This window comes from Pseudolabrys sp. FHR47 (assembly GCF_005153485.1).
Lineage (GTDB): Bacteria > Pseudomonadota > Alphaproteobacteria > Rhizobiales > Xanthobacteraceae > Pseudolabrys.
This window is the reverse complement of record NZ_CP039740.1, coordinates 3,590,377-3,614,980: the sequence shown is the minus strand read 5'-3', so window position 1 is coordinate 3,614,980 and position 24,604 is coordinate 3,590,377. Positions and strand designations below refer to the sequence as shown.

The 24,604-nt window shown below is 63.1% G+C and carries 20 protein-coding genes and 1 tRNA gene; 8 read left to right on the top strand and 13 right to left on the bottom strand.

Annotation, left to right across the window (positions count from 1 at the left end):
• Positions 1–118: 118 nt before the first annotated feature.
• The 5 genes from mnmA (at position 119) to E8Q40_RS17635 (ending at position 3,411) form a co-directional block, all read left to right on the top strand.
• Entirely contained in the window at positions 119–1,303 is a 1,185-nt protein-coding gene (gene mnmA / locus E8Q40_RS17655; protein ID WP_137045786.1) for a tRNA 2-thiouridine(34) synthase MnmA, read from the top strand.
• 21 nt (positions 1,304–1,324) lie between these two features.
• Positions 1,325–1,993 carry a class I SAM-dependent methyltransferase gene (locus E8Q40_RS17650; protein ID WP_137045785.1) on the top strand — a complete coding sequence of 223 codons (669 nt, stop codon included), beginning with the start codon at positions 1,325–1,327 and terminating at the stop codon, positions 1,991–1,993.
• A 51-nt stretch (positions 1,994–2,044) separates the two neighbouring features.
• A complete protein-coding gene (locus E8Q40_RS17645) occupies positions 2,045–2,410 on the top strand; it encodes a hypothetical protein (RefSeq protein ID WP_137045784.1) in 366 nt (121 codons plus the stop codon).
• A 157-nt stretch (positions 2,411–2,567) separates the two neighbouring features.
• Positions 2,568–2,643 (top strand) — tRNA-Met (locus E8Q40_RS17640).
• 369 nt (positions 2,644–3,012) lie between these two features.
• The gene (locus E8Q40_RS17635) at positions 3,013–3,411 is read left to right on the top strand and encodes a transcription termination/antitermination protein NusG (protein ID WP_246662898.1); all 399 of its coding nucleotides are present in this window, start codon (positions 3,013–3,015) and stop codon (positions 3,409–3,411) included.
• A gap of 105 nt (positions 3,412–3,516) precedes the next feature.
• Here the strand turns inward: E8Q40_RS17635 and E8Q40_RS17630 are convergent, their stop codons facing one another.
• On the bottom strand, positions 3,517–3,744 hold the full coding sequence (locus tag E8Q40_RS17630) for a hypothetical protein (protein WP_137045783.1): 228 nt from the start codon (positions 3,742–3,744) through the stop codon (positions 3,517–3,519).
• Between the two features lie 63 nt (positions 3,745–3,807).
• On the opposite strand from E8Q40_RS17630, the gene E8Q40_RS17625 reads away from it, so the two are divergent.
• A complete protein-coding gene (locus E8Q40_RS17625; protein ID WP_137045782.1) occupies positions 3,808–6,540 on the top strand; it encodes a hypothetical protein in 2,733 nt (910 codons plus the stop codon).
• Between the two features lie 4 nt (positions 6,541–6,544).
• Here E8Q40_RS17625 and E8Q40_RS17620 read toward each other — a convergent pair whose 3' ends face one another.
• From E8Q40_RS17620 to E8Q40_RS17575, 10 genes are all read right to left on the bottom strand, one after another.
• The gene (locus E8Q40_RS17620; protein ID WP_137045781.1) at positions 6,545–7,483 is read right to left on the bottom strand and encodes a glycosyltransferase family 2 protein; all 939 of its coding nucleotides are present in this window, start codon (positions 7,481–7,483) and stop codon (positions 6,545–6,547) included.
• Positions 7,480–8,403 (bottom strand): transketolase family protein, encoded by a 924-nt coding sequence (locus E8Q40_RS17615; RefSeq protein ID WP_137045780.1) that lies wholly within the window; start codon positions 8,401–8,403, stop codon positions 7,480–7,482. The genes E8Q40_RS17620 and E8Q40_RS17615 overlap by 4 nt, the downstream gene beginning before the upstream one ends.
• Positions 8,400–9,224 carry a transketolase gene (locus tag E8Q40_RS17610; RefSeq protein ID WP_137045779.1) on the bottom strand — a complete coding sequence of 275 codons (825 nt, stop codon included), beginning with the start codon at positions 9,222–9,224 and terminating at the stop codon, positions 8,400–8,402. The genes E8Q40_RS17615 and E8Q40_RS17610 overlap by 4 nt, the downstream gene beginning before the upstream one ends.
• On the bottom strand, positions 9,205–10,128 hold the full coding sequence (locus E8Q40_RS17605; RefSeq protein WP_137045778.1) for an NAD(P)-dependent oxidoreductase: 924 nt from the start codon (positions 10,126–10,128) through the stop codon (positions 9,205–9,207). The genes E8Q40_RS17610 and E8Q40_RS17605 overlap by 20 nt, the downstream gene beginning before the upstream one ends.
• Before the next feature lie 4 nt (positions 10,129–10,132).
• Positions 10,133–11,281: a DUF4915 domain-containing protein gene (locus E8Q40_RS17600; protein WP_137045777.1), complete on the bottom strand. Its 1,149-nt coding sequence runs from the start codon at positions 11,279–11,281 to the stop codon at positions 10,133–10,135.
• 5 nt (positions 11,282–11,286) lie between these two features.
• Positions 11,287–12,234: a sulfotransferase gene (locus E8Q40_RS17595; RefSeq protein ID WP_137045776.1), complete on the bottom strand. Its 948-nt coding sequence runs from the start codon at positions 12,232–12,234 to the stop codon at positions 11,287–11,289.
• Positions 12,231–13,595: a UDP-glucose/GDP-mannose dehydrogenase family protein gene (locus E8Q40_RS17590; protein WP_137045775.1), complete on the bottom strand. Its 1,365-nt coding sequence runs from the start codon at positions 13,593–13,595 to the stop codon at positions 12,231–12,233. The genes E8Q40_RS17595 and E8Q40_RS17590 overlap by 4 nt, the downstream gene beginning before the upstream one ends.
• Positions 13,596–13,602: 7 nt before the next feature.
• Entirely contained in the window at positions 13,603–14,682 is a 1,080-nt protein-coding gene (locus E8Q40_RS17585) for an NAD-dependent epimerase/dehydratase family protein (protein WP_137045774.1), read from the bottom strand.
• A complete protein-coding gene (rfbF, locus tag E8Q40_RS17580; protein ID WP_137045773.1) occupies positions 14,682–15,452 on the bottom strand; it encodes a glucose-1-phosphate cytidylyltransferase in 771 nt (256 codons plus the stop codon). The genes E8Q40_RS17585 and rfbF overlap by 1 nt, the downstream gene beginning before the upstream one ends.
• 121 nt (positions 15,453–15,573) lie before the next feature.
• Complete coding sequence (locus E8Q40_RS17575; RefSeq protein WP_137045772.1) at positions 15,574–16,437, bottom strand: NAD(P)-dependent oxidoreductase; 864 nt, start codon at positions 16,435–16,437, stop codon at positions 15,574–15,576.
• 111 nt (positions 16,438–16,548) lie between these two features.
• Here E8Q40_RS17575 and E8Q40_RS17570 point away from each other — a divergent pair, with 111 nt between their 5' ends.
• Positions 16,549–17,394, top strand: a complete 846-nt coding sequence (locus tag E8Q40_RS17570) for a DMT family transporter (protein ID WP_137045771.1) — start codon at positions 16,549–16,551, stop codon at positions 17,392–17,394.
• 41 nt (positions 17,395–17,435) lie between these two features.
• Positions 17,436–18,134, top strand: a complete 699-nt coding sequence (locus E8Q40_RS17565) for an NUDIX hydrolase (RefSeq protein ID WP_168197884.1) — start codon at positions 17,436–17,438, stop codon at positions 18,132–18,134.
• Positions 18,135–18,137: 3 nt separating this feature from the next.
• Here E8Q40_RS17565 and E8Q40_RS17560 read toward each other — a convergent pair whose 3' ends face one another.
• On the bottom strand, positions 18,138–23,684 hold the full coding sequence (locus tag E8Q40_RS17560; protein ID WP_137045769.1) for a S8 family serine peptidase: 5,547 nt from the start codon (positions 23,682–23,684) through the stop codon (positions 18,138–18,140).
• Between the two features lie 252 nt (positions 23,685–23,936).
• On the bottom strand, positions 23,937–24,599 hold the full coding sequence (locus E8Q40_RS17555) for a PIG-L deacetylase family protein (protein WP_137045768.1): 663 nt from the start codon (positions 24,597–24,599) through the stop codon (positions 23,937–23,939).
• Positions 24,600–24,604 lie beyond the last annotated feature (5 nt).

Below are 24,604 nucleotides of genomic sequence, written 5' to 3'. Positions count from 1 at the left end.
GGACACAGGGAATGCGGTGTTCCCGGCGCTTTCTTGAGCCGTTCCAAGGCTCGACGCCCCGCCCAGTCCCGACTTCCAATTCGCCCCGCCGGCCGCCATATGGTGTAAGACAAACGCCATGATGAACTCGCTCGAATTGCCCAAGCGGCCGGAGGATACCCGTGTCGTCGTTGCCATGTCCGGCGGCGTCGACAGTTCGGTGACGGCTGCCTTGCTCAAGGCCGAGGGCTATGACGTCGTCGGCGTCACGCTGCAGCTCTACGACCACGGCGCCGCGGTTCATCGCAAGGGCGCCTGCTGCGCCGGGCAGGACATCTACGACGCCCGCGCGGTCGCCGAGCGCATCGGTATTCCGCACTACGTGCTCGACTACGAAAGCCGCTTCAAGGAGGCGGTGATCGATCGCTTTGCCGAGAGCTACATTGCCGGCGAGACACCGGTGCCGTGCATCGCGTGCAACATGTCGATCAAGTTTCACGACCTCCTGCACACAGCGCGCGATCTCAACGCCGACGTCATGGCCACCGGACATTACGTTTCTTCGCGCCTACTGTCGTCCGGCCGCCGCGGCCTGTTCCGTGCGCGCGAGGACGACAAGGACCAGAGCTATTTCTTGTTCGGCACAACGTCCGAACAACTCGACATGCTGCGCTTTCCGCTCGGTGACAAGTCCAAAGCGGAGACTCGCGAACTCGCGCGGCAATTCGAACTCGCGGTCGCCGACAAGCACGACAGTCAGGACATCTGTTTCGTACCGACCGGCAGCTACGCCGACATCATCGCGCGGCTGAAGCCCGGCGCGGCCGAGCCCGGCGAGATTGTCGATATCCACGGCAAGACGCTCGGCAAGCATAACGGCATCATTCATTTCACCGTCGGCCAGCGCCGTGGACTCGGCATTGCTTCGAGCGCGCCGCTGTATGTGGTGCGGCTCGATGCCGAGAGCCGGCGTGTCATCGTGGGGCCGCGCGAGGCACTCAAGACGCAGAGCATCACGCTGCGCGACGTCAACTGGATCGGCGACGGCGACATCGACGATGTGCTCGGCAATGGCCGGCTCGAGGTTCATGTGAAGGTGCGCTCGTCGCGTCCGCCACAGGCGGCCTGGCTGCGCCGGAGCGCAGGCGGCTACGAGGTCGATCTGGTCGATGGCGAGCATGGCGTGTCGCCCGGACAAGCCTGCGTGTTCTACGATACGGCGGAAGGGCAGGCGCGCGTGCTCGGCGGCGGCTTTATCCGCGGCGCGGTGGCGGCCGGCGAGCGGCCGCCTGTGAGCGAAGAAGCGCGGGCATCGGTCGCTTAAACAAGAAACAAAAAAGCCATTATGGGCGGGGACATCAGCAAACACGGCGTCGAGAAAGCGTATGCGCGCTGGGCGCCGATTTACGATCTCGTCTTCGGCAAGGTGTTCGAAGCGGGACGCAGCGCCGCCATCGAGGCGGCGGGCAAGGCGTGTCCGCCTGGCGGCCGCCTGCTCGAGGTCGGCGTCGGCACCGGCATTTCGCTGCCGGGTTATCCGTCGAACATTCGCATTGTCGGCATGGACCTTTCGGAGCCGATGCTGCGCAAGGCGCATGAACGTGTCGTCACGCAGAAGCTCGTCAATGTCGAGACATTGGCGGTGATGGATGCCATGCGCATGGCGGTGCCGGATCACTCCTTCGATGTCATCGTGGCGCAATACGTCATCACCGCCGTGCCGAACCCGGAAGCGACCCTCGATGAGTTCGCACGCGTGCTCAAACCGGGCGGCGAGATCATCCTGGTCAATCACATCGGCGCCGAAAGGGGATTGCGGCGGGTGTTCGAAGCCTGTTTTGCGCCTTTGGCGCGCCGGCTCGGCTGGCGGCCGGAGTTTCCGTTCGCGCGGCTGGCCAATTGGGCGGCCCGGCACGGCGGCATGCGCATTGTCGAGAGGCGGCCTTTGCCGCCGCTTGGGCATTTCGCGATGATCCGGTTTGCCCGCGTCCAGGCGGAACCGAAGGCGGCCTGAGGCGGAACTGGGTCGCGGGGCCGGTGGTTGTCTCTCCGAATGGAGGACGCCATGGCGAGCCAGTGCAGATTCCGAAATTCCATTCTGGCGGCTGCTGTTTTGTGCGTATCGGCGGGTGTTGCCGTGGCGCAGGCGCCGCCGTCCGACAAGCCGGCGGAGCCGCCAAAGGCGGAAGCCGTCGATCCCAGGGCCTGCGGGCCGGACGGCACCCATGCGACGGTCGGGAAGGGCGGCGATATCGTCGTACGCAAGCCGGATGACCAGACGCTGAGCAGCAAGCTCGCCCAGTCGGGCGGGGTGATCTGCCCGCCGGCAGTCGATCCCGAGATCAAGGCCCCGACGCCGGAGGCCGGGCGGACCCCGGTGATCCCGCCGCCGGGCTCGCCGGGCGGCAATCCGCAGGTCCAGCCGAAGTAGGCAGGGTGGCCGGACCTTGTATGTGTCCGGTCGGGGCGAATTTGCCCGAATTGACAGGCGGATCAGGGATTTCGGTCGAGCTTGCTTGACAGGCTTCGCGCCGCCTCCCTATATCGCGCCCTTGACCGCGGGATTCATGACCGAGGGTCATGGTAGTGGCGGGGTAGCTCAGCTGGTTAGAGCGGCGGAATCATAATCCGTAGGTCGGGGGTTCAAGTCCCTCCCCGCTACCAAATCAGGTTTCATCACTGGATCGATCAGGTTCGCGGACGATAAGGTCCGGCGGCGGAAAAACGTTGTCCGCCGAGGGCGCTGTGCGCTCGGCACGACTGAAGCTCCGAACGGCTGGATTCTCGCTCTCAATTCAAGCTTGACGATTGCGCGGGCGGCAACCTAGGAGTTCATGACTGAACCCTTTCGGGAGCAGGCCATGTCTCGCATCGCGTCCGGTGACGAAGTGGGAATCGCTCCAGTCTTACGGGGTGCGCAGCCATGACCCAGACGGCGTCCCAGTGGTACGCCGTGCACGCGCACGCGCACTGTGAGAATAAGCGGCTGCCCATCTTCAGCGGCAGGGGTTCGAAACCTATCTGCCGCGTTATTTGAAACGCCGCCGCCATGCCCGGCGTATCGAGACGGTCGCGGCGCCCGTGTTTCCGCGCTACCTGTTCGTCTCCATCGATGTCACGACGCAACGCTGGCGGGCGATCCAGTCGACCGTCGGAGTGGTCGGTCTCGTCCGCAACGACGAAGCGCTTTCGCCGGTTCCGCCGCAGGTGATCGCCGCGCTAAAGCAGCGCGAAGATGGTCAAGGATTCATTCAACTCAGCGACAAGCCGCGCTTTGCGCCGGGCGACCAGGTTCGCGTGGTCGATGGCGTATTTTCAGATTGCCTCGGCATGTTCGAGGGTAGCGACCAGGATCGGGTTTCGATCCTCCTCGATCTTCTTGGCCGCAAGGTTCGTCTGGTGATCGATGACCTGTCGGTCGTGTCGGTCTAAGAGATAAGCAATGATTGGAGCCGTGCACCTCGTCAGTTGTGATATTCAGCGTATCCCGGCTCTTGAAACCTAGCACGCCGACGGCGAGGTCGGTGACGTTCCCGATCAATGCGAGCGGCGTTTTGCCGTTGTTTTGTGGCAGATGTTGACTATAGTGCCGCGACCAAAGAGCGATGACGGTCGTCGCTCAAGTGTTTTCATAGAAATATGCGGATTTTTTTTCATATTATAACGTTTGCATTGGCATCCTTCCTGCTCTTCTTTTTGAATCAGGCGGTTTTGTTCGTAACCTATGATGGCGCCTATTTTATCGACCTGCTCAAATGGTCTCACGATTTTCTTCAGCCTAGCCTGTCGTTGCAAGGCATCCCGTATAGCGGGTTATATGATCTTCAATTGCTCTGGAACAATTGGGTTTTTGGCTTCCCCATCCTGATCGGATTCATCAGCGATCCGATTCTGCTAAAAGTTACGACCTATACGCTCTGCGCGATCGTGACGTACCTTGCGATGTTCGCGTCGGCGCGGCTGTTTGGCCTGTCGTTTCTTCAGGCAGTTCTCACGGCATGGGGTACCTGTTTCATCTACTATCCCTACATCTATCCGCAGCCGGTCTACCCAATCGGTGGTCTCGGGCCATGGGGTGGCGTTTCGCTGGCGCTGGTGTGTCTGTCGATCGTGCTGTTTCGATGGGTCGGCCTGCGCGGCTGGGCGATCACCGTCGGCGCGGTTGTCGCGATCGCCGTTCTTATCGTGGTGACGATTGCGTTCGCGCCATATTACGCGCCGCTGTTCGCGCCGCTTTACGTCGCATTCGGCATCGGCTTTGTCGTCACGAGCGGGGGACGCGAGCGCTGGATCAAGGTCGCCTGCGGCGCATTGCTGGCTCTCGCCGCTATGCCGACGATTGTGCCGTTCCTGGCCGGACTGTTTCTCAATACGGCGGCCGCGATGTTTCCCGGCGACATGACCGACTATGAGCGATCGCTCGACCTGATCTCCATCATGTTCAGCGGCGGCTGGGGCGCCTATGTCGCGACCTTGTTCATCATATGCGCGTGGCTGGCGTCGAAATACGGGCCTCCCGTCTACCGCTGGGTCGCGACCGCTTCGCTGATCTACTATGTCGCGCTGGTGGGGATCGGCCTGTTCTTCCATTACTTCGCCAGTTCAGTCCTGTTCGGTCCAAGGCCGCGGGATTTCGAGGTGCTGTTCTGGCCCTTCATGGTCATGACGATCGTCGCCGGCCTGTCCGTGCCTGTCGCATGGGCCACTGGCGAGGACGGCATTGCCATCGCGCGGCGCTGGTCGACGCCGTCAGCGCGGTTGATTGCCGCTGTCCTCGCGGTCGCTCTCATGCTGGGGCTGTCGTTCTTCGATCGAGGCAAACGCGCCTATGCTAATTTCTGGCTGACGCCGCCGCGTCAGTCTCCGTTGTCGGAAATTCTCACCCGAGAAATTCGCGTCGAGCCGGGACGGCCGTATCGCGGCATCGTCGCGACCTACATGCCCATGGCCAAGGCGAACGCCGGGCTGGACTGGTCGGTGTCGACGCTCAACGACCGGCTGCTGGCGGATCAACTGGGCAACGGCCATCGTGCCATCGATTTGTGGTACTTCGGCATCCCGACCTTGTTCATCTACAACCAACTCATCAGCCCGACTTATTTCCAGATGGTGCGCTACTTCCTGGCGGCGCCCGAGGATAGGCAACGGCGCAACGTCATCATCGTGTCGCGGGTCAATCCCGACTATCTGCGCTCGATCGGGGTTCGCTATGTGCTGACGGATGCGCCGATCCGCGCTGATGTGCATCTGGGGCGGCGCTGGGAAATTCCGCTGGCGCATGGCCGGACGCTTTATCTTTACGAACTGACCGATGCCAATCTGGGCGATGCTTCGCCCACGCGCGTCACGGTTGCCGATAGCGCCGCCGCGACTGTGGAGGCGATGAGACGGCCCGGTTTCGATTTCCGCCGCGACACCGTCACCGATTCACCGGTCGAAGTGCCGCTGGTTCCGGCAACCGACGTGTCGTTCGCCTATGAGCGCAGCGCCTACCGGCTGAAGGCACGCAGCGCGGGCACCTCGCTGCTCGTGCTGCCGATCCAGTACAGCCGTTGTCTTGAAGCGGTGCCGGTCGCGAACACGGCCGAGCCGGTGTTGCGCCGGGTCAACATCCTGCAGGCGGGGGTGCAGTTCTCGGGCAGGCTCGATATGCGGCTGCGTCTCGTGAACGGTCCGTTGGAGAATTCATGGTGCCGACTCGCCGACCTGAAGCGTCTGCGCGAACTGCGGATCAAGGATGCGCTGCCGGGTTGGGTCGACCAGGCCAGGATTAGTCGCGACACCGTTCCTCCGGGACCTGTGAGGGATCTGGCCGTGACGGAAAAGGCCGGTGGGCGCATCGCGGTTCCGCCGTCGGCCATCGCTGCCGTGTCGTCGACCGGTATCAAACCATCCGGGGCATCCGAGGCGGCGATCGATGGCGACGGCCGGACTTTCCTGAATATCGGGCCATTGCCGCCGAAGGGTACGGTCAATGTCGACCTGACCTTCCCGCGCGAGGAAGAGATCGAGGGTATCGACATCCTGCCGCGTGATGCTCACGGCCATCTGACGCCGATGCGGGCGTCCGTCTATCGCTTCGACAAACAGCGGCAGGCATGGGCGGCCGTCGTGACCGATGTTGCCATGGATCTGTCCGAGATGCCGTGGCGGACTTTGCGCATTCCCAGGACCAGCACGGAACGTTTGCGCATTGTCCTCACCGCCGGCATGGAGGCAGGCAACTGGTATCTGCAGCCTGCCGAGATATTGCCGTTCCGCACCGATCCGGCCGCGACAGACAAGAGCTTGTCGTGGACGTCGCCGGGCGATGACGGCGAGGTTGGATATGCCGACAGGCTGGATGCGCGATGGTCGCGCGACCCCGTTCAATCCGAGGACGATTGGCAGGTGGCCTTGCCGACCGCTCTGCCTCTGCCGGCGCCGGGATTGGGAGGGGAAAAGCAGAGCCGCTCTTTGTGGCGGATGCGCGCGCCCGCGGATCGCCCTTATCTCGCGCTTCGCGCCGTCGATCCGGCCGGCAATGCCGGTCCGATCGCCTCCCTTCGCATAGGGCCGTGACGCGTCAGAAATTGATGCGTTCGGCCTCGACCACCACGGAACCACGGCGAACCTGCGCGTGGATCGCGGCGACGTACTCGCCGAGCAATCCGAAGAATGCGAGCTGAACGCCCGAGAAGAAAAAGATTGCCACGATCAATGTCGCGATGCCCGGTTCGGCCAGGCCAGAGAACGTCAAGTTGATGATCAACTGCACGAGCGCATAGAACAGGCTTCCGGCCGCCAGCACGAAGCCGAACAAGGCGCCGATGCGGATCGGAACGTTCGTGAAGGAGATCAGGCCGTTCATGCCTTGATCAAATAAGTGATAGAGCCGGTTCTTCGACAGCCCGCGCGCACGGCTACGCCAGACGTAAGGAACAACTTTGGCCTTGAAGCCGCAGTCGGCGATCATGCCGCGAATATAGGGGTAGTAATCGTCGGAACGCTTCAGGGCTTCGACCACGATGCGATCGACGAGCTGAAACTCGCCGGCGTCGACCGGAATATCGATATCGGCGAGGCGATTGACCAGCCGGTAATAGGCATGTCGCGCGGCACGCATGATGGCGCCTTCCTCGCGCTGGTTGCGGGCGCCGCACACGACCTTGTAGCCTTCTTCCCAGTGCCGGATGAAACCGACCAACAATTCGGGCGGGTCCTGAAGGTCGACCGCAAGCATCACCAGAACCGCATCGCCCGATGTCGCACGAAGTGCGTTGAAGGTGGAGCGGAACGGTCCGTAATTGCGAGCATTGAAAATCACCTTCACGTGGGGATCCTTGGCCGCAATCTCGCGCAGAATCCTGGCGCTGCCGTCGACCGAGGCATTGTCGGCGAAGATGTGTTCGTAGTCGTAACCCGCAAGCGGCCCGTCGACGAACAGGCGCCGCACCGCGGCGGCGCATTCCTCGATATTGTCCTCTTCGTTAAAACAGGGCGAAATGATCGATATCTTCTTCATGCCCGGTCCCCGTTTCCAATGAGCTGACGCGCCGTTTGCGCAAGGTCGCCCATCAAGCTTCGCAAATAGGATTGAGACCCGACGGTCTTGGTCAGGCCCGGCGGAATGGCGAATTGGGCAAAGCGCGGCAACACGCCTTCGCTTATCAGAACATCGGCAACGCGCGAGCCAAGCCCGCCGTGGGGGGTGTGTTCCTCGACCGTGACGATGGCGCCGGTTTCATGAACCGCGGTCATGACCGCCAATTTGTCCAATGGTTTCAAGGTGTGCATCGACAGGACGCGGGCATCGATGCCTTCGGCCGCCAACTGGTCCGCGGCCGCGAGGGCGACGGGGAGCATCGCGCCAATGCTGATGAAGGTGAGGCGAGTGCCCTTGCGGACCAGGGTGGCCTGTCCGATCCGGACGTCCGGGACGTCGCCGCCATGGACGACCTGTTCCCCGGCGCGGCCGAGACGCAGATAGCTCGGGCCGGGAAGATCGATCATCTGCGGCACCAAGAGTCGGGCTTCGACCGGATCGCCGGGCGCCAGCACCGTCAGCTCCGGCAGTGCCCCGAGGATGGCGAGGTCCTCGACGCCATGATGCGTGTAGCCTTGCGCGCCGTAAGTAAAGCCGCCGCCGACGGCAACGATGTGAACGCGCGCCTGATGATAGCAGACGTCGTTTCTGATCTGCTCGAGGCAGCGCAAGGTCGGGAAATTGGCGATCGAATAGACGAACACGATCTTGCCGGTCATCGCCAGTCCCGCGGCGACCCCGATCATGTTCTGCTCGGCGACGCCGGCATTGATGAAGCGATCGGGAACACGCTCGAGGTACGGCTCCAGCGTGCCGTAGCCGAGGTCGCCCGAGACCAGCCAGATGCGGTCATCGGCGGCGGCGAGATCGCACAGGCTCTTGACGAAAGCGGTTCTCACGAGGGCCGAGCTCCCTCGGCTTCGATTTCGGCGAGAGCGGCGGCGAAATCGGCATCGGAGGGAGACTTGTAGTGCCAGGCGAGGCTGCCTTCCATGAAGCTCACGCCTTTGCCCTTGGTGGTGTGGGCGACGATCATGGTCGGCTTGCCGGGCTTTGCCGCCGAGCGCGCCGCCGCCGCCGTCAGCGCGTCGTGATCGTGGCCGTCGAGTTCAATGACGGTCCAGCCGAAGCTCTTCCATTTGTCGGCAAGCGGCGCCAGCCCCAGCACGTCGTCGCTGCCGCCAAAGCCCTGAAGCTTGTTGTAGTCGATGATGGCGACAAGATTGTCGAGGCCGAACCTGGCGCCGAACAAGGCAGCCTCCCAGTTCGAGCCTTCATTGCACTCGCCGTCGCTCATGACGACGAAGACCCGCCAGTCCTTGCGATCGTGCTTTGCGGCCAGCGCCATGCCACAGCCGATCGGCAGGCCATGACCGAGCGAGCCTGTCGACACCTGGATGCCCGGTACCGTCGCGGTGACGTGGCCGGCGAGCTGCGAACCATCCTGGCTGTAGCTGTCGAGCAGTTCGTCCGCAAAGAAACCTTTGGCCGCAAGCACCGCATAGAGGATGGCGGCGGCGTGGCCCTTGCTCATGATGAAGCGATCACGGTCGGCCCAGTCCGGGCGCGACGGATCGACCTTCAGCACCTCGCCATACAACACGGCGAGGATATCGGCGGCCGAAAAGCACGAGCCGACATGCGAGGCCTTGGCGCGATGGACCATCCGCAGCGTGCGGGCGCGCAAATGGCGCGCGAGTTCACGAGTAGCGGTCGACATGGGTCCGGTACCATTCGATCGTCTCGGCCAGGCCGGCGTCGAGGCCGACCAGAGGCCGCCAGCCGGTGGCCTCGCTCAGGCGGGAAATATCGGCCTTGAGCCGCATGACTTGATCCGGCCGATAGGGGACGTCTCCGAGGCCAAGCGGCAGGGCCGGATCGATGCGATCGCGGATCGCCTCAACGACATGCCGGAGCGGAACCGCTTGTCCCGCACCCAGATTGAAAATGCCTTGCGCCTGCGAATTGTTCATCACCGCGACTATGCCACGCGCCACATCGGTGATGTAGAGAAAATCCCAGAGCTGTTCGCCCGCCGTCAGCGCCGGACGCTGCCCCTTCAACAGCGACAGGCACAGGAATGGGATCAGCCAGGCGGCGTCATCTTTCGGGCCGTAGGAGGAAAACAGCCTGAGCCAGGCAAAGCGCAAGCCGAGGCCAGCCGCGGCCGCGGCGCTGTCCTGGGCGGCCTGAAGTTTGGCCTTGCCATAGGCATTGGTCGGCCGGGTCGCGGTGCTTTCGTCGATCGGCTCGGCGCAGGGGCCGTATTCGGCCTGCGAGCCCAGCGCGATCCAGGTACGCACGCCGGCCGCCGCACAGCGCTGCATCAGGGCCAGGCTTTGCGCGATGTTGTCATGTTGACGCGGGTCGTCGCGGTGACGATTGCCGACACCTTGCCAAGCAAGATGGATCGTGGCCTCCGGCCTGAAAGCCGACAGTGCGTTGATGTCCTCGATCGCGGCCAGATCGCCGGTAATCACGGTGATGCGCGGGAGATGCGCGGCGATGCGCCAGGGGTCGGAGCTGGGCCGCAACAGGCAGGCGACTTGATGGCCATCCGCGACCAGGCGATCCAGCACATGCGAACCTACAAATCCCGTGGCGCCGGTCAGGAGGACACGCATAGCGTCAACCCAGGTAGCGCAGCAGGCGGTTGATGCCGTCGTCATTACTGGGTTTGCGCGGCAGGATCGGCTTCGCGACGTGCGGCATGGTCTGCACGTCGTAGATCTGATAGCCGGGCGGCCATTCGAGCGTTGCAACGGTTTGGCCGGTGCGAAGGTCGAGCGCGACGATGCCGCAGATCGTTTCCTTCGGCTTGAGACCGGGCGCGTAAGGCTCGTAAAAGTCGATGACCTTCGACAGACCGACAAACGCATAATCGCCGGCGAAAGCCAGTCCCCGCGTAAAGCCGGGCAGCCGCGTGACGACCTCATAACGCGGGGGTGGCGCATGCGGATCGACATAGCCGACTTCACCGTAGCCGCTGTTGAGCAGCCAGAGCTTGCCGTCGCGCAGCTTGGCGGAATGCGGGCAGGTGAGGCCGCGCAACAGAACCTGGCGCGACGCGCCGTCGAAAACGACGCCCTTGCCCTTGGGACCATAGCCGGCTTTCCACGGCTTCGCCCCGGTCACTTCATCGGAAAAGCCGGTGTAATAGCTGGTCTCGGGGCTCGCGCCGCAGGCGATCGAATTGAGCTGAAGATAGTTCTGATCGAAGCTGGCGCGGCCAAGGCCGTCGACGCAGGCCGGCCACCACACGCGCTCCCAGCCGGAGAGCGGATCGAGTTTGGCGAGGAAGTTGTGACCGGTCACGGTGGCGAACAGATCGCGGCCGATGACGACGATGTCGTGAATATAGAGTGTGCCCGGCAGCAGCAGGCTGCGGTATGGCATAAAGACGGTTCCATCCGGCCGCGTCATGTCGGCCGGGACGACATCGCGTTCGAAGTCGCGATCACCGAGGGGGCGCAGCCAGAAGATCTGGTTGGGCGTGCGCGTGCTGCTGACGATCAATTCACCGGTGCCGGTATCGTAGAACATGCCGGAAGGATGCGGCAGTTCGAGCGCGGTGACGTGGGACTTGCCGCCATCGCCGGACAGCAGCGTGATGAAATGTTCGTATTCGCGCGATACCGCGAGCGACAGGTCGAGCTGCTGCAGCAGATCCCAGAACGGGCCTTCGACCTTGGCCTCGAGCAGCGGCTCGATATCGGTCTGGCTCGGATCGGACAGCGCCAGATTGCGGGTTTCCTGGACATATTGCTTGCGATGCATCGCTCTTACGCCTCGCCGAGATCGAAAAGTTCGCGGGCCGCCGCGGTCCGGTCGAAAATATAGCGGCGCTCGTCGGCGCTCAACGCATCGAAGCAGGCGCGTTCATGGGCGCTCGAAATCTCCGGTACACCGCCGAAGGGATGCATCGCCGCGAGAGGCTGGCCGTTCCAGGTCGGCGCCATCAAACCGTCGTCCCACGAAAGTCCGAGCCATGAGCAGGTAGCTTCAAGGGTCGCACGGCGATCGTTTAGCAGGTCGATGAAGCGCAAAGTTTTGACCCGTGCCGGATACTTTCCCGCATAGGCGAAACCGAGCGTGTTGATCATCGACCATTTGCGGCAATAGGCCGCGAGATCGACTTCGGGACGCCTTCTGCGCATGTCGACAAACCCGCCGACCGGAGACCGCACGACATGGATCATGCGCGCCGCCGGCATTTCAGCGAGAATGAGATCGGCATCAAGCACGATCGCCGGACAATGGCCGAGGACAAAGCGCTCCTGTCCGCTGGTGCGGCGCTCGCGCCAGGCATCCAGCAGCGCGGCCACATAAGCCGAGACGATGGCCGGCCGGGTATGCTCCTTGCCATCGAGACGGCGCGCGAAGGCCGTGCGCCAGTCTGCCATCGCGAAGTTCAATTGATAGGCGCTATGCTTGGCATTCGCGGGCTCACGCAGCACCGATTTGGTCTCGTCGTCGATGATGGCATCGAAGATCTCATAGGTCGTCATGCGATCGGGCGCATCGAAGACCGGCCAGCGGTACTTGTCGTGAAACCAGGACTTGAAGGCGTCGCCGACGCGGTGCGTGCCGAGTTGCAGTTCGAACGGATAGACTGCCAGTTGCGGATGGCCGTCGAACAGTCGATGACAAAATCCGCCGCCGCTGTCGTTCCAGGCGGAAATGAAAATGAAGGGAAGGTTGTCGGGCAGTCGCGCGATCGGGTCCGTCATGGGCGCGCGGCCGCTTTTGAGGCGCGACCGACACCCAGATAAAGCGTTCCGGCCGGCAGGCTGTCGCTCGACAGAATGCCGCGCCCGTCGAAAATGATCGGCTGCGCCATTTGCGCGATGCCTTGCCGCCAATCATAGGCGGCAAGTTGCGGCCATGCCGTGGCGATCAGCGCGGCCTCGGCACCGGCCAGCGCGACATCCAGATCGTCGGTGTATTCGACGCTGCCCGGGAGAACGCCACGGGCCGGCTCGATGGCGATCGGATCCCAGGCGACGACCTGGGCGCCGCGCGCGACAAGAAGATGTCCCAGGCGCAAGCCCGGCGACTCTCTCACGTCGTCGGTGCCCGGCTTGAAAGCGAGGCCGAGCAGGGCGATCCGCTTGCCGCGGAGTTCACCGGTGTGCCGGGCGACGATATCCAGAATTCTTTCGGCCCGCGCATCGTTGGTCGAAATGACGGCGTCGAGCAGCGGCGTTGTGACAGCGGCGTCGCGCGCGAATTCTTGCAGTGCCTGGGTGTCTTTCGGGAAGCAACTGCCGCCATAGCCAATGCCGGCGCGCAGATAGCTCTGGATGCCGGCACGGACCGGCCGGCCATCGACCAGGGGCGTGAGGCGGCGGTCAAGATGAACGCCTTCCATCACGACGCGTTCGTCGAGCCCCGGCACCGCCTCGCAGAGCGCGGCGATTTCGTTGCTGAACGAAATCAGGGTCGCGAGCAGCGTATTGGCGGTGTATTTGATCATCTCGGCATTGCGCAACGTCGTCACCAGCTTCGGGCAATCGAGCTCGCTGTAGAGCGTTTGCAGCGCTGCCGCCGACCGCTCGTCAAAGGCGCCGATGACAATGCGGTCGGCCTCGAGGAAATCCCGGACTGCGGCGCCTTCACGCAGGAATTCCGGATTCATGCACAGGCCGAAAGCGCCGGCTGTGAGCCCGGATTCCCGTTCGAGCACCGAGCGCAGCATGGTGTCGGCGGTGCCCGGCACGCAGGTGCTTTTCAACACCACCGTATGATAGCGCCCGAGCGCCGGGAGCAGGCGGCCGACGTCGCGGGCCGCCTGCTCGACGGCGGAAAGATCGATGCGTCCGCCGGTGGAGGGTGTGCCGACGGCGATGATGGAGACATCGGCGTCCGTCAGTGCCGCGCGCAGATCGGTGGTGCCCGTCAGGCGGCCGTCGGCCAATGCTTGAGAGATGAGCGCATTCAGACCGTCTTCATGGAAGGGGGCTTGACCGGCATTGACGGTATCGATCCGCTTCTGATCGCGGTCGACGCAGACGACGTGGTGGCCGAGCGAGGCAAGGCAGGCCCCGGTGACAAGCCCCACATATCCCGTGCCGACGACAGCGACCTTCATCCCCGTCCTATGCCGTTTCTCGCTCGGTCCAGCCATAAGACCGCATGGTGCGGCGCAGGCCTTCCTCGAGATCGATCGCCGGTGCGTAGCCGAGCGCGCGCAGCTTGGACAGATCGGGGCAGCGCCGCTGCGGATTGTCGGTCAGATAATGCGGGTCCTGGCTGACGCGAAATTCGACGGCCAGCGGCGGATCCGAAGCGATCCTGGCGACGGTCTGGCTCACCTCGCGGATCGAAATCTCGGCGTCGTTGCCGACGTTATAGGGTTCTCCGTCCTGGCCGCGCAGCATGACGATGAGCATGCCGGCGATGAAATCGGAGGCATAGCAGAATGAGCGCGTCGCGCGTCCATCCGAATAAAGCACGATCGGTTCGCCGCGCAGGCCCGACGATACGAGATCGGGAACGATGCGCTTGTCGTCGAGCCGTTGGCCGGGACCATAGACATTGAAGGGGCGGATGATCTTGACCGGCACCTTGTGCTTGTCGTGATAGCCCACCGCCAGTGTTTCCGACAGGCGCTTGCTCTCGTCGTAGCAGGCGCGCGGACCGGTGCACGACACATTGCCGCGGTAATGTTCCGGCGTCGGGATGAAGGCCGGATCGGGATCGCCGTAGATTTCGCTCGAGGAGAGAACGATTACGCTGCGCGCATCGGCGCGCTTCGCCAGATCGAGCATATGGCGCGTGCCGTTGACGTTGACGTCGATCGTCTCCAGCGGATGAATGCGATAGTAGGTCGGCGACGCGACGGAGGCGCCATGAATGATCCAGTCCGGACGGTCGTCCCCTTCGTAAGGCTGCGTGACGTCACGCGCGATGAGGCGGACATTCGGATCATCGGCAAGATGCGCCAGACGATTTTTCTCGCCGCGCAGGAAATTGTCGACAACGATGAGTTTGACCGGCTTGCGCAGAATATCGGAATTCAGAGCGACCAGGACATCGACGAGATAGCCGCACAGGAAACCGGCGCCGCCGGTGACCAGCAGGGTGGTGCCTTCGAGGCTATGGACCGAATCACCGAGCGCGGCGGCAATCCGGGCGGCGTCTTCCTTGATGATCGTTTGCATGAGCGTCGACGGCATCACCAGTTTTTCCACGGTGGCCGGCCCGATGACCAGAGCTCCTGCAGCAGATTGAGATCGCGCAAAGTGTCCATGGGCTGCCAGAACCCCTCGTGACGATAGGCCTTGAGTTGATTGTCGGCGGCCAGCCGCTGCAGCGGCGCTGTCTCCCACGGCGTCTGGTCGTTATCGATGTAATCGAAGACCTTCGGCGACAGCACGAAGAAGCCGCCATTGATCCAGCCGCCATCGCCGACCGGCTTTTCCTCGAAATGCGTGACCGACTGGCTGTCGTCGATATTGAGGGCGCCGAAGCGCGCCGGCGGCCGCGTCGCGGTGACGGTCGCATGACGGCCATGGCGCTGGTGAAAATCGACGAGCGCCGGGATGTTGATGTCGCCGACGCCGTCGCCATAGGTCATGCAGAAGGTCTCGTCGCCGATATAGTCGCGCACGCGCTTGAGGCGCCCGCCGGTCATCGTGCCTTCGCCGGTATCGACCAGAGTGAGCTGCCAGGGCTCGGTTACCGCGCTGCGCACGTCGAGGCTGCGGGTCGACATGTCGATGTTCACGACCGCGTTGTGATAACCGTAATTGGCGAAATATTCGACGATCATGTAGCCGCGATAGCCGAGGCAGATGACGAACTGGTTGTAGCCGAACGACGAATAGATCTTCATGATGTGCCAAAGGATCGGCCGTCCGCCGATCTCGATCATGGGCTTTGGCTTGGTGTCGGTATATTCGCGCAGGCGCATGCCCCAGCCGCCCGCCAGAATGACAACCTTCATCGTATCGCTCGATTTTGAACCGGGCGCCTGATCCCGACGGCGCGTTTTCGCGAAAGGGTCAGGTGCTCGATATCACTTTAATCGCGGGTCCATCAAGCCGCCTGTGCGGGCCGGGCCGGCGCTAGACGCGTTTGAGGCCGTCGCCGATCGACACATATTTGAAATCGGGGAACGCGGCGTAGGTCGCCGCCGGGTCGAAGGCGCGGTAGCCGTTATGCGGCATGGGCCCGACGCGCTCGGTGCCCCGAACCGGGACGGCGGGGCTGGCCGCGCGGGCGATGGTTTCGGCGATGCTGCGGAAGCTGTGCACCTCGCCGGTCGCGATGTTCAGCGTGCCCTGGCTCTTGTGGCGCAGCACGCGGACGACGATCTCCGCGACGTCGTCGATCAGCACATGATCGCGCCGTTCTTCGCCCTCGCCGAACAGCACGATTTCCTTGCCCTCGGCGGCGAGACGGCGGAAGCGGTTCGGCCCGTAGCCGTTATGCGGATCGGCCGCGCCGTAGATCAATGTCGGCCGGAGGATCGCCAGCGGCGCGGTGACGACCGATTTGAGCATCACCTCGCGGGAAAGATGCATGACGCCGTGGAGCGAGGACGGCTCGGCGCATGAGCTTTCGCTCAGCAGGCCGGTCGAGTCGCGATAGACGGCATCCGAACTGATATAGACGACATGCGCCACCTTGGTGTCCGCGAGCGCGTCGCAGACCGCGGTCATCATGCGGATATTGTCGCCGAGCATGGCGACATTCTTGACCGGCGCTTTCGCCGACACCACGACCAGGGCATCGGATGGCTGCAACAGCGCGCGCAGGCGGATGGCCGCATCGGCGGCGAGCAGGTCAAGTTCGCCGCGGCCGAGCGCCAGCGCGGCGATCCGTTTCGATTGAAGCAGCTTCGCGGTAGCCGCCCCGACGAAGCCGGCGGCGCCGAGGATGACGACGCGCGCGGGATCGGTTGGCGTCGGGTTCAGATGCGTCAGCATGGCGTGAATCTCTAACCTTGGAGGAGGGCGTCGCGACCCCAGCAACAGCAAAAATGCGGGTGAGACAAGCTCTTTATTGCCGCCCGTCGGTCCCGTGCTAGACACCCGGCGATGATCGACTCGCTAACTATCGCCTTGATGCTGTCGGCGGCACTGCTGCACGCGTCCTGGCACGCGCTGATCAAATCCGCCGCCAACGGCATCGCCGCGATCGCCGGCATGGGGTTGGTCGCTACGGCCGTCGCGGCGGCCGTGATGCCATTCGTGCCGTTTCCACCGGCGGCGGTCTGGCCGGTGATCGCCGGATCGGTCTGTCTGCATTGCGGATACAAGCTGGCGCTGGCGCGCTCCTACAGCCTCGGCGATCTCGGTCAGGCCTTTCCGCTGGCGCGCGGCTTTGTTCCGCTTTTCGCGGCCGGGCTGGCTTTCCTGGTCATGGGCGAACTGCCCAAGAGCGGACAGGTTCTGGGTATCGCAGTCGTGTCCGGCGGGCTTATCTGGCTGTCTGCCGATTCCGTTCGCGGCGGCGTCGATGGGAGACTTTTCCTCGCGGCGTTGGTCGCCGGCATGACGGTGGCAGGCTATGCCGTGGTCGACGCCTACGGCACCCGCCTGGCCGGAGACTGGCTGTCCTTCACCGTCTGGCTGGTGATCGTCGACAGCGGCAGTTTCTTTCTGCTGATCCTCGCCGTTCAGGGTCGCCAGTTGCTGGACCGGCTCTGGATCGATCGAACCCGCACGCTGGCCTCGGGCCTGCTCGGCATCGGATCCTTCGGCGTCTTCCTCTGGGCCCTGAGCCGCAGCCCGGTCGGCCCGGTCGCGGCGCTGCGCGAATCCAGCGTGCTGTTTGCTGCCATCATCGGGATGGTGTGGTATGGCGAGGCCCGCTCGCCGCATCGCCTCGGCGCCGCGGCGGTTATTTTCGCCGGCCTGATGATCATCGCAGTCCTGCGATGATTCATGACGAGCCGGTTTTCCTGCGGTCAGAGAAGAGTTCGATGTCGAATGATCAAGAAGAGCCGAGTCTCAAGCGCTACCGCGAATTGCTCGCGTCCAATCCCGAGTTGTTCGAGAATCCGGCCGATTGCCCGACAATGCTGCTGTTCGATGCCGATGAGATTGCCCAGGCCAAGCGCGACGTGCTTGTTCAGCGCGAGGGCTGGGGATGGCCGGTCAACGACCTGCGCGTGGGCGTGGTCGCCGAGGATCCTTACATCGGCTACGTGATCCGTGACGCGGTGCGTTTCTATGACGGCTCGCTCGGGCTCTACAATCGCGTCGTCGCCAGCGGCGGCATCGTCGTACTGCCGATCCTGCCGGATGGCAGCATTGCGCTGATCCGGATTTTCCGCCATCCGGCGCGGCGATGGTTTCTCGAAGCGCCGCAGGGCCTGGTCTTGCCGGGGGCTGTCCCGGCGGAAGAGGCGCGCCGCGAGTTGATGGAAGAAATGGGCGCGACCGTGGACGACCTCACGCCATTGGGTGTCGTCTACACCAGCACCGCCATGACGTCGGAAAGCCTGAAGATGTTCGCGGCGAAAATATCGAGCTTCGGCGATCCGCAGCGCAGCGAAGGCATCGAAAGCATTCACAGGATAGCGAAAGATGATATCGATCGCCTCGTGCTCGACGGCACGATTACCGATGGGCCCACCATGTCGCTCATTCTGCGGGCGCGGATGCGCGGGCTGTTGTAAACGCTAGACCAGAAAATCCGACGTGCTGAGCTGCGCAACGAGCCGGCTGTCAAGCTGCAGGTCGACCGATCCGGAACTGTCGAAGTCGAATGTCACATGGGCGCCCGCCTGCACCGCAAAGGCAAGGGCGGCAGCGGCGCTGTTGATTCCGGCAAAGCCGAAAAGCTGGATTTGATCGTTGCCGTTCTGATCGAAGTCCATGATGCGGTCGAAACCGTCGCCAAAGCTGTACACGAAAATATCGTTGCCGGCTTCTCCGTAAAGGAAATCGGCACCGGTGCCCCCGGCAATTGTGTCGTTGCCGTTGCCGCCGGATAATGTGTTTCCGTTACTGTCGCCCACGATAATATCGTTGAAGGCCGATCCGTTCACGTTCTCGATGGCGATCAGCGTGGCGCCAGTGGCGAAGTCTCTGCCCGCCGCAAGGTTGACGCTGACAGCGCTGCCCAAATTAGAAAAACTCGCGGTGTCGATGCCGTTGTCGCCGTTCAGTGTGTCGAGACCGCCGCCGCCCTGTAATGTATCATTGCCGTCGCCGCCGGTGAGGACGTTGGCACTGCCGTCGCCGACCAGGACGTCGTTGAAAGCCGAACCGCTCACGTTCTCAATGCTATTGAGAATGTCGCCCTGGCTGTACTCGCGCTGGGTTGCGAGGTTGACGCTGACTGCCGCACCGGCGCTGGCGTAGCTAACGGTGTCAGTGCCAGCGTCGCCATTGAGCGTATCGGCGCCGGCGCCACCATCGAAGGTATCATTGCCGTCGCCGCCGGTGAGGACGTTGGCACTGCCGTCGCCGACCAGGACGTCGTTGAAAGCCGAACCGCTCACGTTCTCAATGCTGTTGAGAATGTCGCCCTGGCTGTACTCGCGCTGGGTTGTGAGGTTGACGCTGACTGCCGCACCGGCGCTGGCGTAGCTAGCGGTGTCAGTGCCAGCGTCGCCATTGAGCGTATCGGCGCCGGCGCCACCATCGAAGGTGTCATTGCCATCGCCGCCGGTGAGGACATTGGCATTGCCGTCTCCGATCAGGATGTCGTTGAAGGCCGAGCCGGTCACATTCTCGATGGAAATCAGCGTTGCGCCGGTGGCGAAGTCTCGGCCCGCTGCAAGGTTGACGCTGACCGCGCTGCCCATGTTGGTAAAGCTCGCCGTGTCGGTGCCGTTGCCGCCATTAAGGGTATCGGCGCCGCCGCCGCCTTCGAGGGAATCATTGCCATCGCCGCCAGTGAGCTCATTGACACTGCCATCGCCGACCAGGACGTCGTTGAATGCGGTGCCCATGACATTCTCGATACCGATGAGAATGTCGCCCTGGCTGTATTCGCGTTGGGTGGAGAGATTGACGCTGACGGCGGAAGAGGCACTGGCATAGTTTACAGTGTCGGTGCCGCTGCCGCCGTTAAGCGTATCGGCGCCAGCGCCGCCGTCGAAGGAGTCATTGCCATCGCCCCCAGTGAGGACGTTGGCATTGCCGTCGCCGACCAGGATGTCGTTGAAGGCGGTGCCCATGACGTTCTCGATGCCGATGAGCGTTGCTCCAGTGGCGAAGTCTCGGCCCGCTGCAATGTTGACGCTGATCGCACTGCCCATGCCGGCAAAGCTCGCAGTGTCGGTTCCATTACCGCCGTTCAGCGTGTCCAAACCGCCGCCGCCCTCGAGGGCATCATTGCCGTCGCCGCCGGTGAGGACGTTGGCATTGCCGTCGCCGACCAGGACGTCGTTGAAGGCCGAGCCGCTCACGTTCTCGATGCTGTTGAGAATATCGCCCTGGCTGTATTCGCGCTGGGTTGCGAGGTTGACGCTGACGGCCGCGCCGGCGCTGGCATAGCTCACGGTGTCGGTTCCGTTGCCGCCATTGAGGGTATCGGCGCCAGCGCCGCCGTCGAAGGAGTCGTTGCCGTCGCCGCCGATGAGGGCGTTGGCATTGCCATCGCCGACCAGGATGTCGTTGAAGGCGGTGCCCATAACGTTCTCGATGCCGATGAGAATGTCGCCCTGGCTGTAGTCGCGCTGGGTTGAGAGATTGACGCTGACGGCTGCGCCGGCGCTGGCATAGTTTACGGTGTCGGTTCCGTTGCCGCCATTGAGGGTATCGGCGCCGGCGCCGCCGTCGAAGGAGTCGTTGCCGTCGCCGCCGATGAGGACATTGGCATTGCCATCGCCGACCAGGATGTCGTTGAAAGCAGTGCCAGTCACGCTCTCGATGGAAATCAGCGTTGCGCCAGTCGCGAAGTCGCGGCCCGCCGCGAGGTTGACGCTAATCGCACTGCTCAGACCGGCAAAGCTCGCACTGTCTGTGCCGTTGCCGCCGTTCAGCGTATCCAGACCGCCGCCGCCCTCGAGCGCATCATTTCCGTCGCCGCCGGTGAGGGCATTGGCATTGCCATCGCCGACCAGGATGTCGTTGAAGGCGGTGCCCATAACGTTCTCGATGCCGATGAGAATGTCGCCCTGGCTGTAGTCGCGCTGGGTTGAGAGATTGACGCTGACGGCTGCGCCGGCGCTGGCATAGTTTACGGTGTCGGTTCCGTTGCCGCCATTGAGGGTATCGGCGCCGGCGCCGCCGTCGAAGGAGTCGTTGCCGTCGCCGCCGATGAGGACATTGGCATTGCCATCGCCGACCAGGATGTCGTTGAAGGTGGTGCCCGTGACGTTCTCGATGCCGATAAACGAGTCGCTCTGGCTGTATTCGAACTGCGTGGCAAGATTGACGCTCACGGCGGAACCGGCGCTGGCATAGCTCACGGTGTCGGTGCCGCTGCCGCCGTTGAGCGTGTCGGCGCCGGCGCCGCCGTCGAAGGAGTCGTTGCCGTCGCCGCCGATGAGGACGTTGGCATTGCCGTCGCCGACCAGGACGTCGTTGAAGGCCGAGCCGCTCACGTTCTCGATGCTGTTGAGAATGTCGCCCTGGCTGTACTCGCGCTGGGTGGCGAGATTGACACTGACGGCCGCGCCGGCGCTGGCATAGCTCACGGTGTCGGTGCCGTTGTCGCCATTGAGCGTGTCGGCGCCGGCACCGCCGTCGAATGTGTCATTGCCGGCGCCGCCGGTCAGAACATTGACATTGCCGTCGCCGATCAGAATGTCGTTGAAGCCGGTGCCGATGACGTTCTCGATGCCGACGAGAATGTCGCTCTGGCTGTAGTCGCGTTGTGTTGCGAGATTGACGCTGATGGCCGCTCCGGCGCTGGCGTAGTTCACGGTGTCGGTGCCGTTCCCGCCATTGAGGGTATCGGCGCCGGCGCCGCCGTCGAAAGAGTCGTTGCCGTCGCCGCCGATGAGGACATTGGCATTACCATCGCCGACCAGGATGTCGTTGAAGGCGGAGCCCGTTGCGTTCTCGATGCCGATGAACGAGTCGCTCTGGCTGTATTCGAACTGCGTGGCAAGATTGACGCTGACCGCGCTACCGGCGCTGCCATACGTCACCGTGTCGGTGCCACTGCCGCCATTGAGGGTATCGGCGCCGGCTCCGCCGTCGAAGGAGTCGTTGCCGTCGCCGCCGGTGAGGACATTGGCATTGCCGTCGCCAACCAGAACGTCGTTGAAGGCCGAGCCGCTCACGTTCTCGATGCTGTTGAGAATATCGCCCTGGCTGTACTCGCGCTGGGTGGCGAGATTGACGCTGACGGCCGCGCCGGCGCTGGCATAGCTCACCGTATCGGTGCCGTTGTCACCATTGAGGGTATCGGCGCCGGCACCGCCGTCGAATGTGTCATTGCCGCGCCCGCCGGACAGAAAATTGGCGGCGCTATTGCCGGTGATGGTGTCGCTACCGTCCCCGCCGTAGGCGTTTTCGATCGTCGTCGAAGCGGAGATCACAAGCGAGCGGCCGGCAATCGTGCTCGTCGATCCTGCCGTCAGATTGATTGTCGAGTTCGACGTCACCGCCGCGGCGTTGATCGTGTCGGTTCCGGAGGTGTCGTTCAGCGTCCCGCGGGTCGACATTCCGCCATAAGTGCCGAATTCGTCGGTATAGACATAATTGTCGTTCGCGCTGCTGGCCGAGCCGAGGGCCGTGATCGTAGTCGAGGCAATGGAGCCGACGTCCGATGCCACGAGATCCCTGGCGGTTATCGTCCAGACACCGGCACTTTCTTCACCGCGGAAGGCGTTCGAACTGAACGTCCAGTTGGCAAAATCAGAGCTACCGCCAGTCCGATTGTGCAGCGTACTGACGGTGCCGGAAGGCGATGTGATGGTGATGACGAGATCGGACGCGTAGCTATGCGTGATCCCCATCTGGATGCGCAATGTCTCGATCGTGACGCCGGCGCCGAGCGTGACGGTGAACGTGACCCCGGTGCTGTTATTGTCCGGGATCGCATAGGTGCCGCCATTGGTGGCCGAAACCGAAACATCGTTGGCCGATGTCTGCTGCAGGGTCCACGTCTCGCAGAGCCGGACAGCGGCGTGCGCGTCGACAAGTCCGAACCCATAGTCGTTCGAAAAGTGCAGACCGCCGCCGTTCCAGTTCTGGGCGCCGTTGAAGGCCCAGAGATAGCGTTCCGATCCCTGGAGTGAATCGCTGCCGACCGTTCCGCCGACGCTGCGGGCGGAGTAGGCCAGGATCTCCATAACGTCGCGCCAGCCAAGCAGCGGATTTGAATCGAGCATCAGCGCCACGACCCCGCTCACGATCGGGGTAGCCGCCGACGTGCCGCCGAAGCCTGAATTGTAGTCGCCACCGGGCGAGGGGGATGAGTTGTATCCGTCGGAGCCGATCGGGTCCGTCGTCAAGATGCCAGTGACGCCGTTTGAGGGGGCGCACACAAGGAGCGACGCGCCTTCCTCGCTGTAGTATGAAACAAGGCCGTTACTGGCAACGGCGCCGACCGTGATGACGTATTGCGAATTCGAAAAATTGGAGTCGTTTGCGGAGCTTGCGTTGGTTGACAAGCGATCATTGCCAAAACCGTTGCTATTGCCAGCTGCCACCAGTTGAATCGTGCCGAGACCGCCTCTTCCCGAGTTTACGGCATCGGCCAAGCCGGCGAAAAACGGATTCCAAGATCCATTTAGAATGTTGTCGGCGAAGCGAGTAGTGAAGCCCCAGCTGTGATTCACGACATCAAACGTGTCTTGCAGGTTCATCGCTGCAGACATGTATTCGAACGAAGCGCTTATGACGTCGAAGCCCGTCAGTTGTGCGCGGTAAGCCACGCCCATGGTGCCAACGCCGTCGAGTTCGGCGGCAATCAATCCGGCGACGTTCGTGCCGTGAGCATCTCCCTGGGCTGAGTTGTGCTGGGGATCCTGAGCGACGCCGTTAATGACGAGATGCCGGCTCGCGACATAATTGTCGTTCAGGTCATGGTGCGTGTATTGCACGCTATCGTCATAGACGCCGACCTTGACGCCGCTGCCGTCATAGTCATCCCAGACGGAAGTGACATTGATATCAATGCCGGCGGGGCCGCCGGTCTGGCCGGTATTGCGCAGATGCCATTGGTTCTGAAAGTATGGTTCGTTCGGTATGAAATTCAGAGTCCGCGCGAACGGATCCTCGCTTACCGGCGACACCAGATCACTCTTCGTCGATACAGTCATTTCCACCCCCCACTTTCGGTGGATACCAGTGCAAAGCGAAGCAACTTGCAAGGCATGCGCAAACGCCGGAACTTTTTCCCCGAAAGAACCGGGTAGCACAAGATAATTGTACTACGCTTGGTTGTGGAAGGAAACTAGTAATCTGCGGTCGACAGCATCGAAAAATAAGGAGCCCTCGAGGGCAGAAAGAAACAAACTTTATTGTTCGCGTTGTCGGGCATCGCGACGGCGCGCGTTGGACTTCGCGCTTGCTTAGTACCGCTCAACCTCGCGCAGCACCATGAAAGCCTCTGCAGCCGCAAGGCCTACCGTCGCGCCACGGGCGCGCGCGAGGTTCTCCAGTGCCTTAATCGAACGTGCATGCGGCTCCGGCCGCATGTCGAAGGCGTAGAGTTCCAGGGCCTGGATCTTGCGGGGAAGTTCGGCCGTGATCTCGACGAAGTGGTTCGGCACGAACGTGGCACCGAAGCCCAGCGGTGCCCAGTCGGTCGAGGAGGCTATTTCGTAGGCGTAGAACTCCGCGACCGGGGAGCCCGGCATCGGCCGTAGCGCCGTGGCGACGGCGCGGAAGGCAGTCTGGTGGTCAATGTTCAGGTTGCCGCCGTGGCTGACGTAGACCGTGGCAGGCTTGAGTTCATTGACAGTGCGCTCGATGGCGCCAACGACCTCGCCGATCGGAACGGTATCGCTACGGTTCTCCGGAAAGCCGGCAAAGCGCGGCGGCTCGCAGCCGAGCAGGGCGGCGGCGGCCATCGCGGCATCGCGGCGCTTGCCGTCGAGGCCGGTGCCGTCTCCGCACAGGACGAGGATATGAACCTTGCGGCCCGCTGCGGCGTGCCGCGCAATGGTCCCGCCGCAGCCCAACATCTCGTCAAGCGCGTGTGGAGCGACGACGAGGACGGGCGCTCCGTTCATGACCT

Bases quoted from the DNA above. Each gene is read 5' to 3' on its own strand.
- mnmA (WP_137045786.1), top strand. From the start codon at position 119: ATGATGAACTCGCTCGAATTGCCCAAGCGGCCGGAGGATACCCGTGTC.
- E8Q40_RS17650 (WP_137045785.1), top strand. From the start codon at position 1,325: ATGGGCGGGGACATCAGCAAACACGGCGTCGAGAAAGCGTATGCGCGC.
- E8Q40_RS17645 (WP_137045784.1), top strand. From the start codon at position 2,045: ATGGCGAGCCAGTGCAGATTCCGAAATTCCATTCTGGCGGCTGCTGTT.
- E8Q40_RS17620 (WP_137045781.1), bottom strand. From the start codon at position 7,483: ATGAAGAAGATATCGATCATTTCGCCCTGTTTTAACGAAGAGGACAAT.
- E8Q40_RS17610 (WP_137045779.1), bottom strand. From the start codon at position 9,224: ATGTCGACCGCTACTCGTGAACTCGCGCGCCATTTGCGCGCCCGCACG.
- E8Q40_RS17605 (WP_137045778.1), bottom strand. From the start codon at position 10,128: ATGCGTGTCCTCCTGACCGGCGCCACGGGATTTGTAGGTTCGCATGTG.
- E8Q40_RS17600 (WP_137045777.1), bottom strand. From the start codon at position 11,281: ATGCATCGCAAGCAATATGTCCAGGAAACCCGCAATCTGGCGCTGTCC.
- E8Q40_RS17595 (WP_137045776.1), bottom strand. From the start codon at position 12,234: ATGACGGACCCGATCGCGCGACTGCCCGACAACCTTCCCTTCATTTTC.
- E8Q40_RS17590 (WP_137045775.1), bottom strand. From the start codon at position 13,595: ATGAAGGTCGCTGTCGTCGGCACGGGATATGTGGGGCTTGTCACCGGG.
- E8Q40_RS17585 (WP_137045774.1), bottom strand. From the start codon at position 14,682: ATGCCGTCGACGCTCATGCAAACGATCATCAAGGAAGACGCCGCCCGG.
- rfbF (WP_137045773.1), bottom strand. From the start codon at position 15,452: ATGAAGGTTGTCATTCTGGCGGGCGGCTGGGGCATGCGCCTGCGCGAA.
- E8Q40_RS17575 (WP_137045772.1), bottom strand. From the start codon at position 16,437: ATGCTGACGCATCTGAACCCGACGCCAACCGATCCCGCGCGCGTCGTC.
- E8Q40_RS17570 (WP_137045771.1), top strand. From the start codon at position 16,549: ATGATCGACTCGCTAACTATCGCCTTGATGCTGTCGGCGGCACTGCTG.
- E8Q40_RS17565 (WP_168197884.1), top strand. From the start codon at position 17,436: ATGTCGAATGATCAAGAAGAGCCGAGTCTCAAGCGCTACCGCGAATTG.
- E8Q40_RS17560 (WP_137045769.1), bottom strand. From the start codon at position 23,684: ATGACTGTATCGACGAAGAGTGATCTGGTGTCGCCGGTAAGCGAGGAT.
- E8Q40_RS17555 (WP_137045768.1), bottom strand. From the start codon at position 24,599: ATGAACGGAGCGCCCGTCCTCGTCGTCGCTCCACACGCGCTTGACGAG.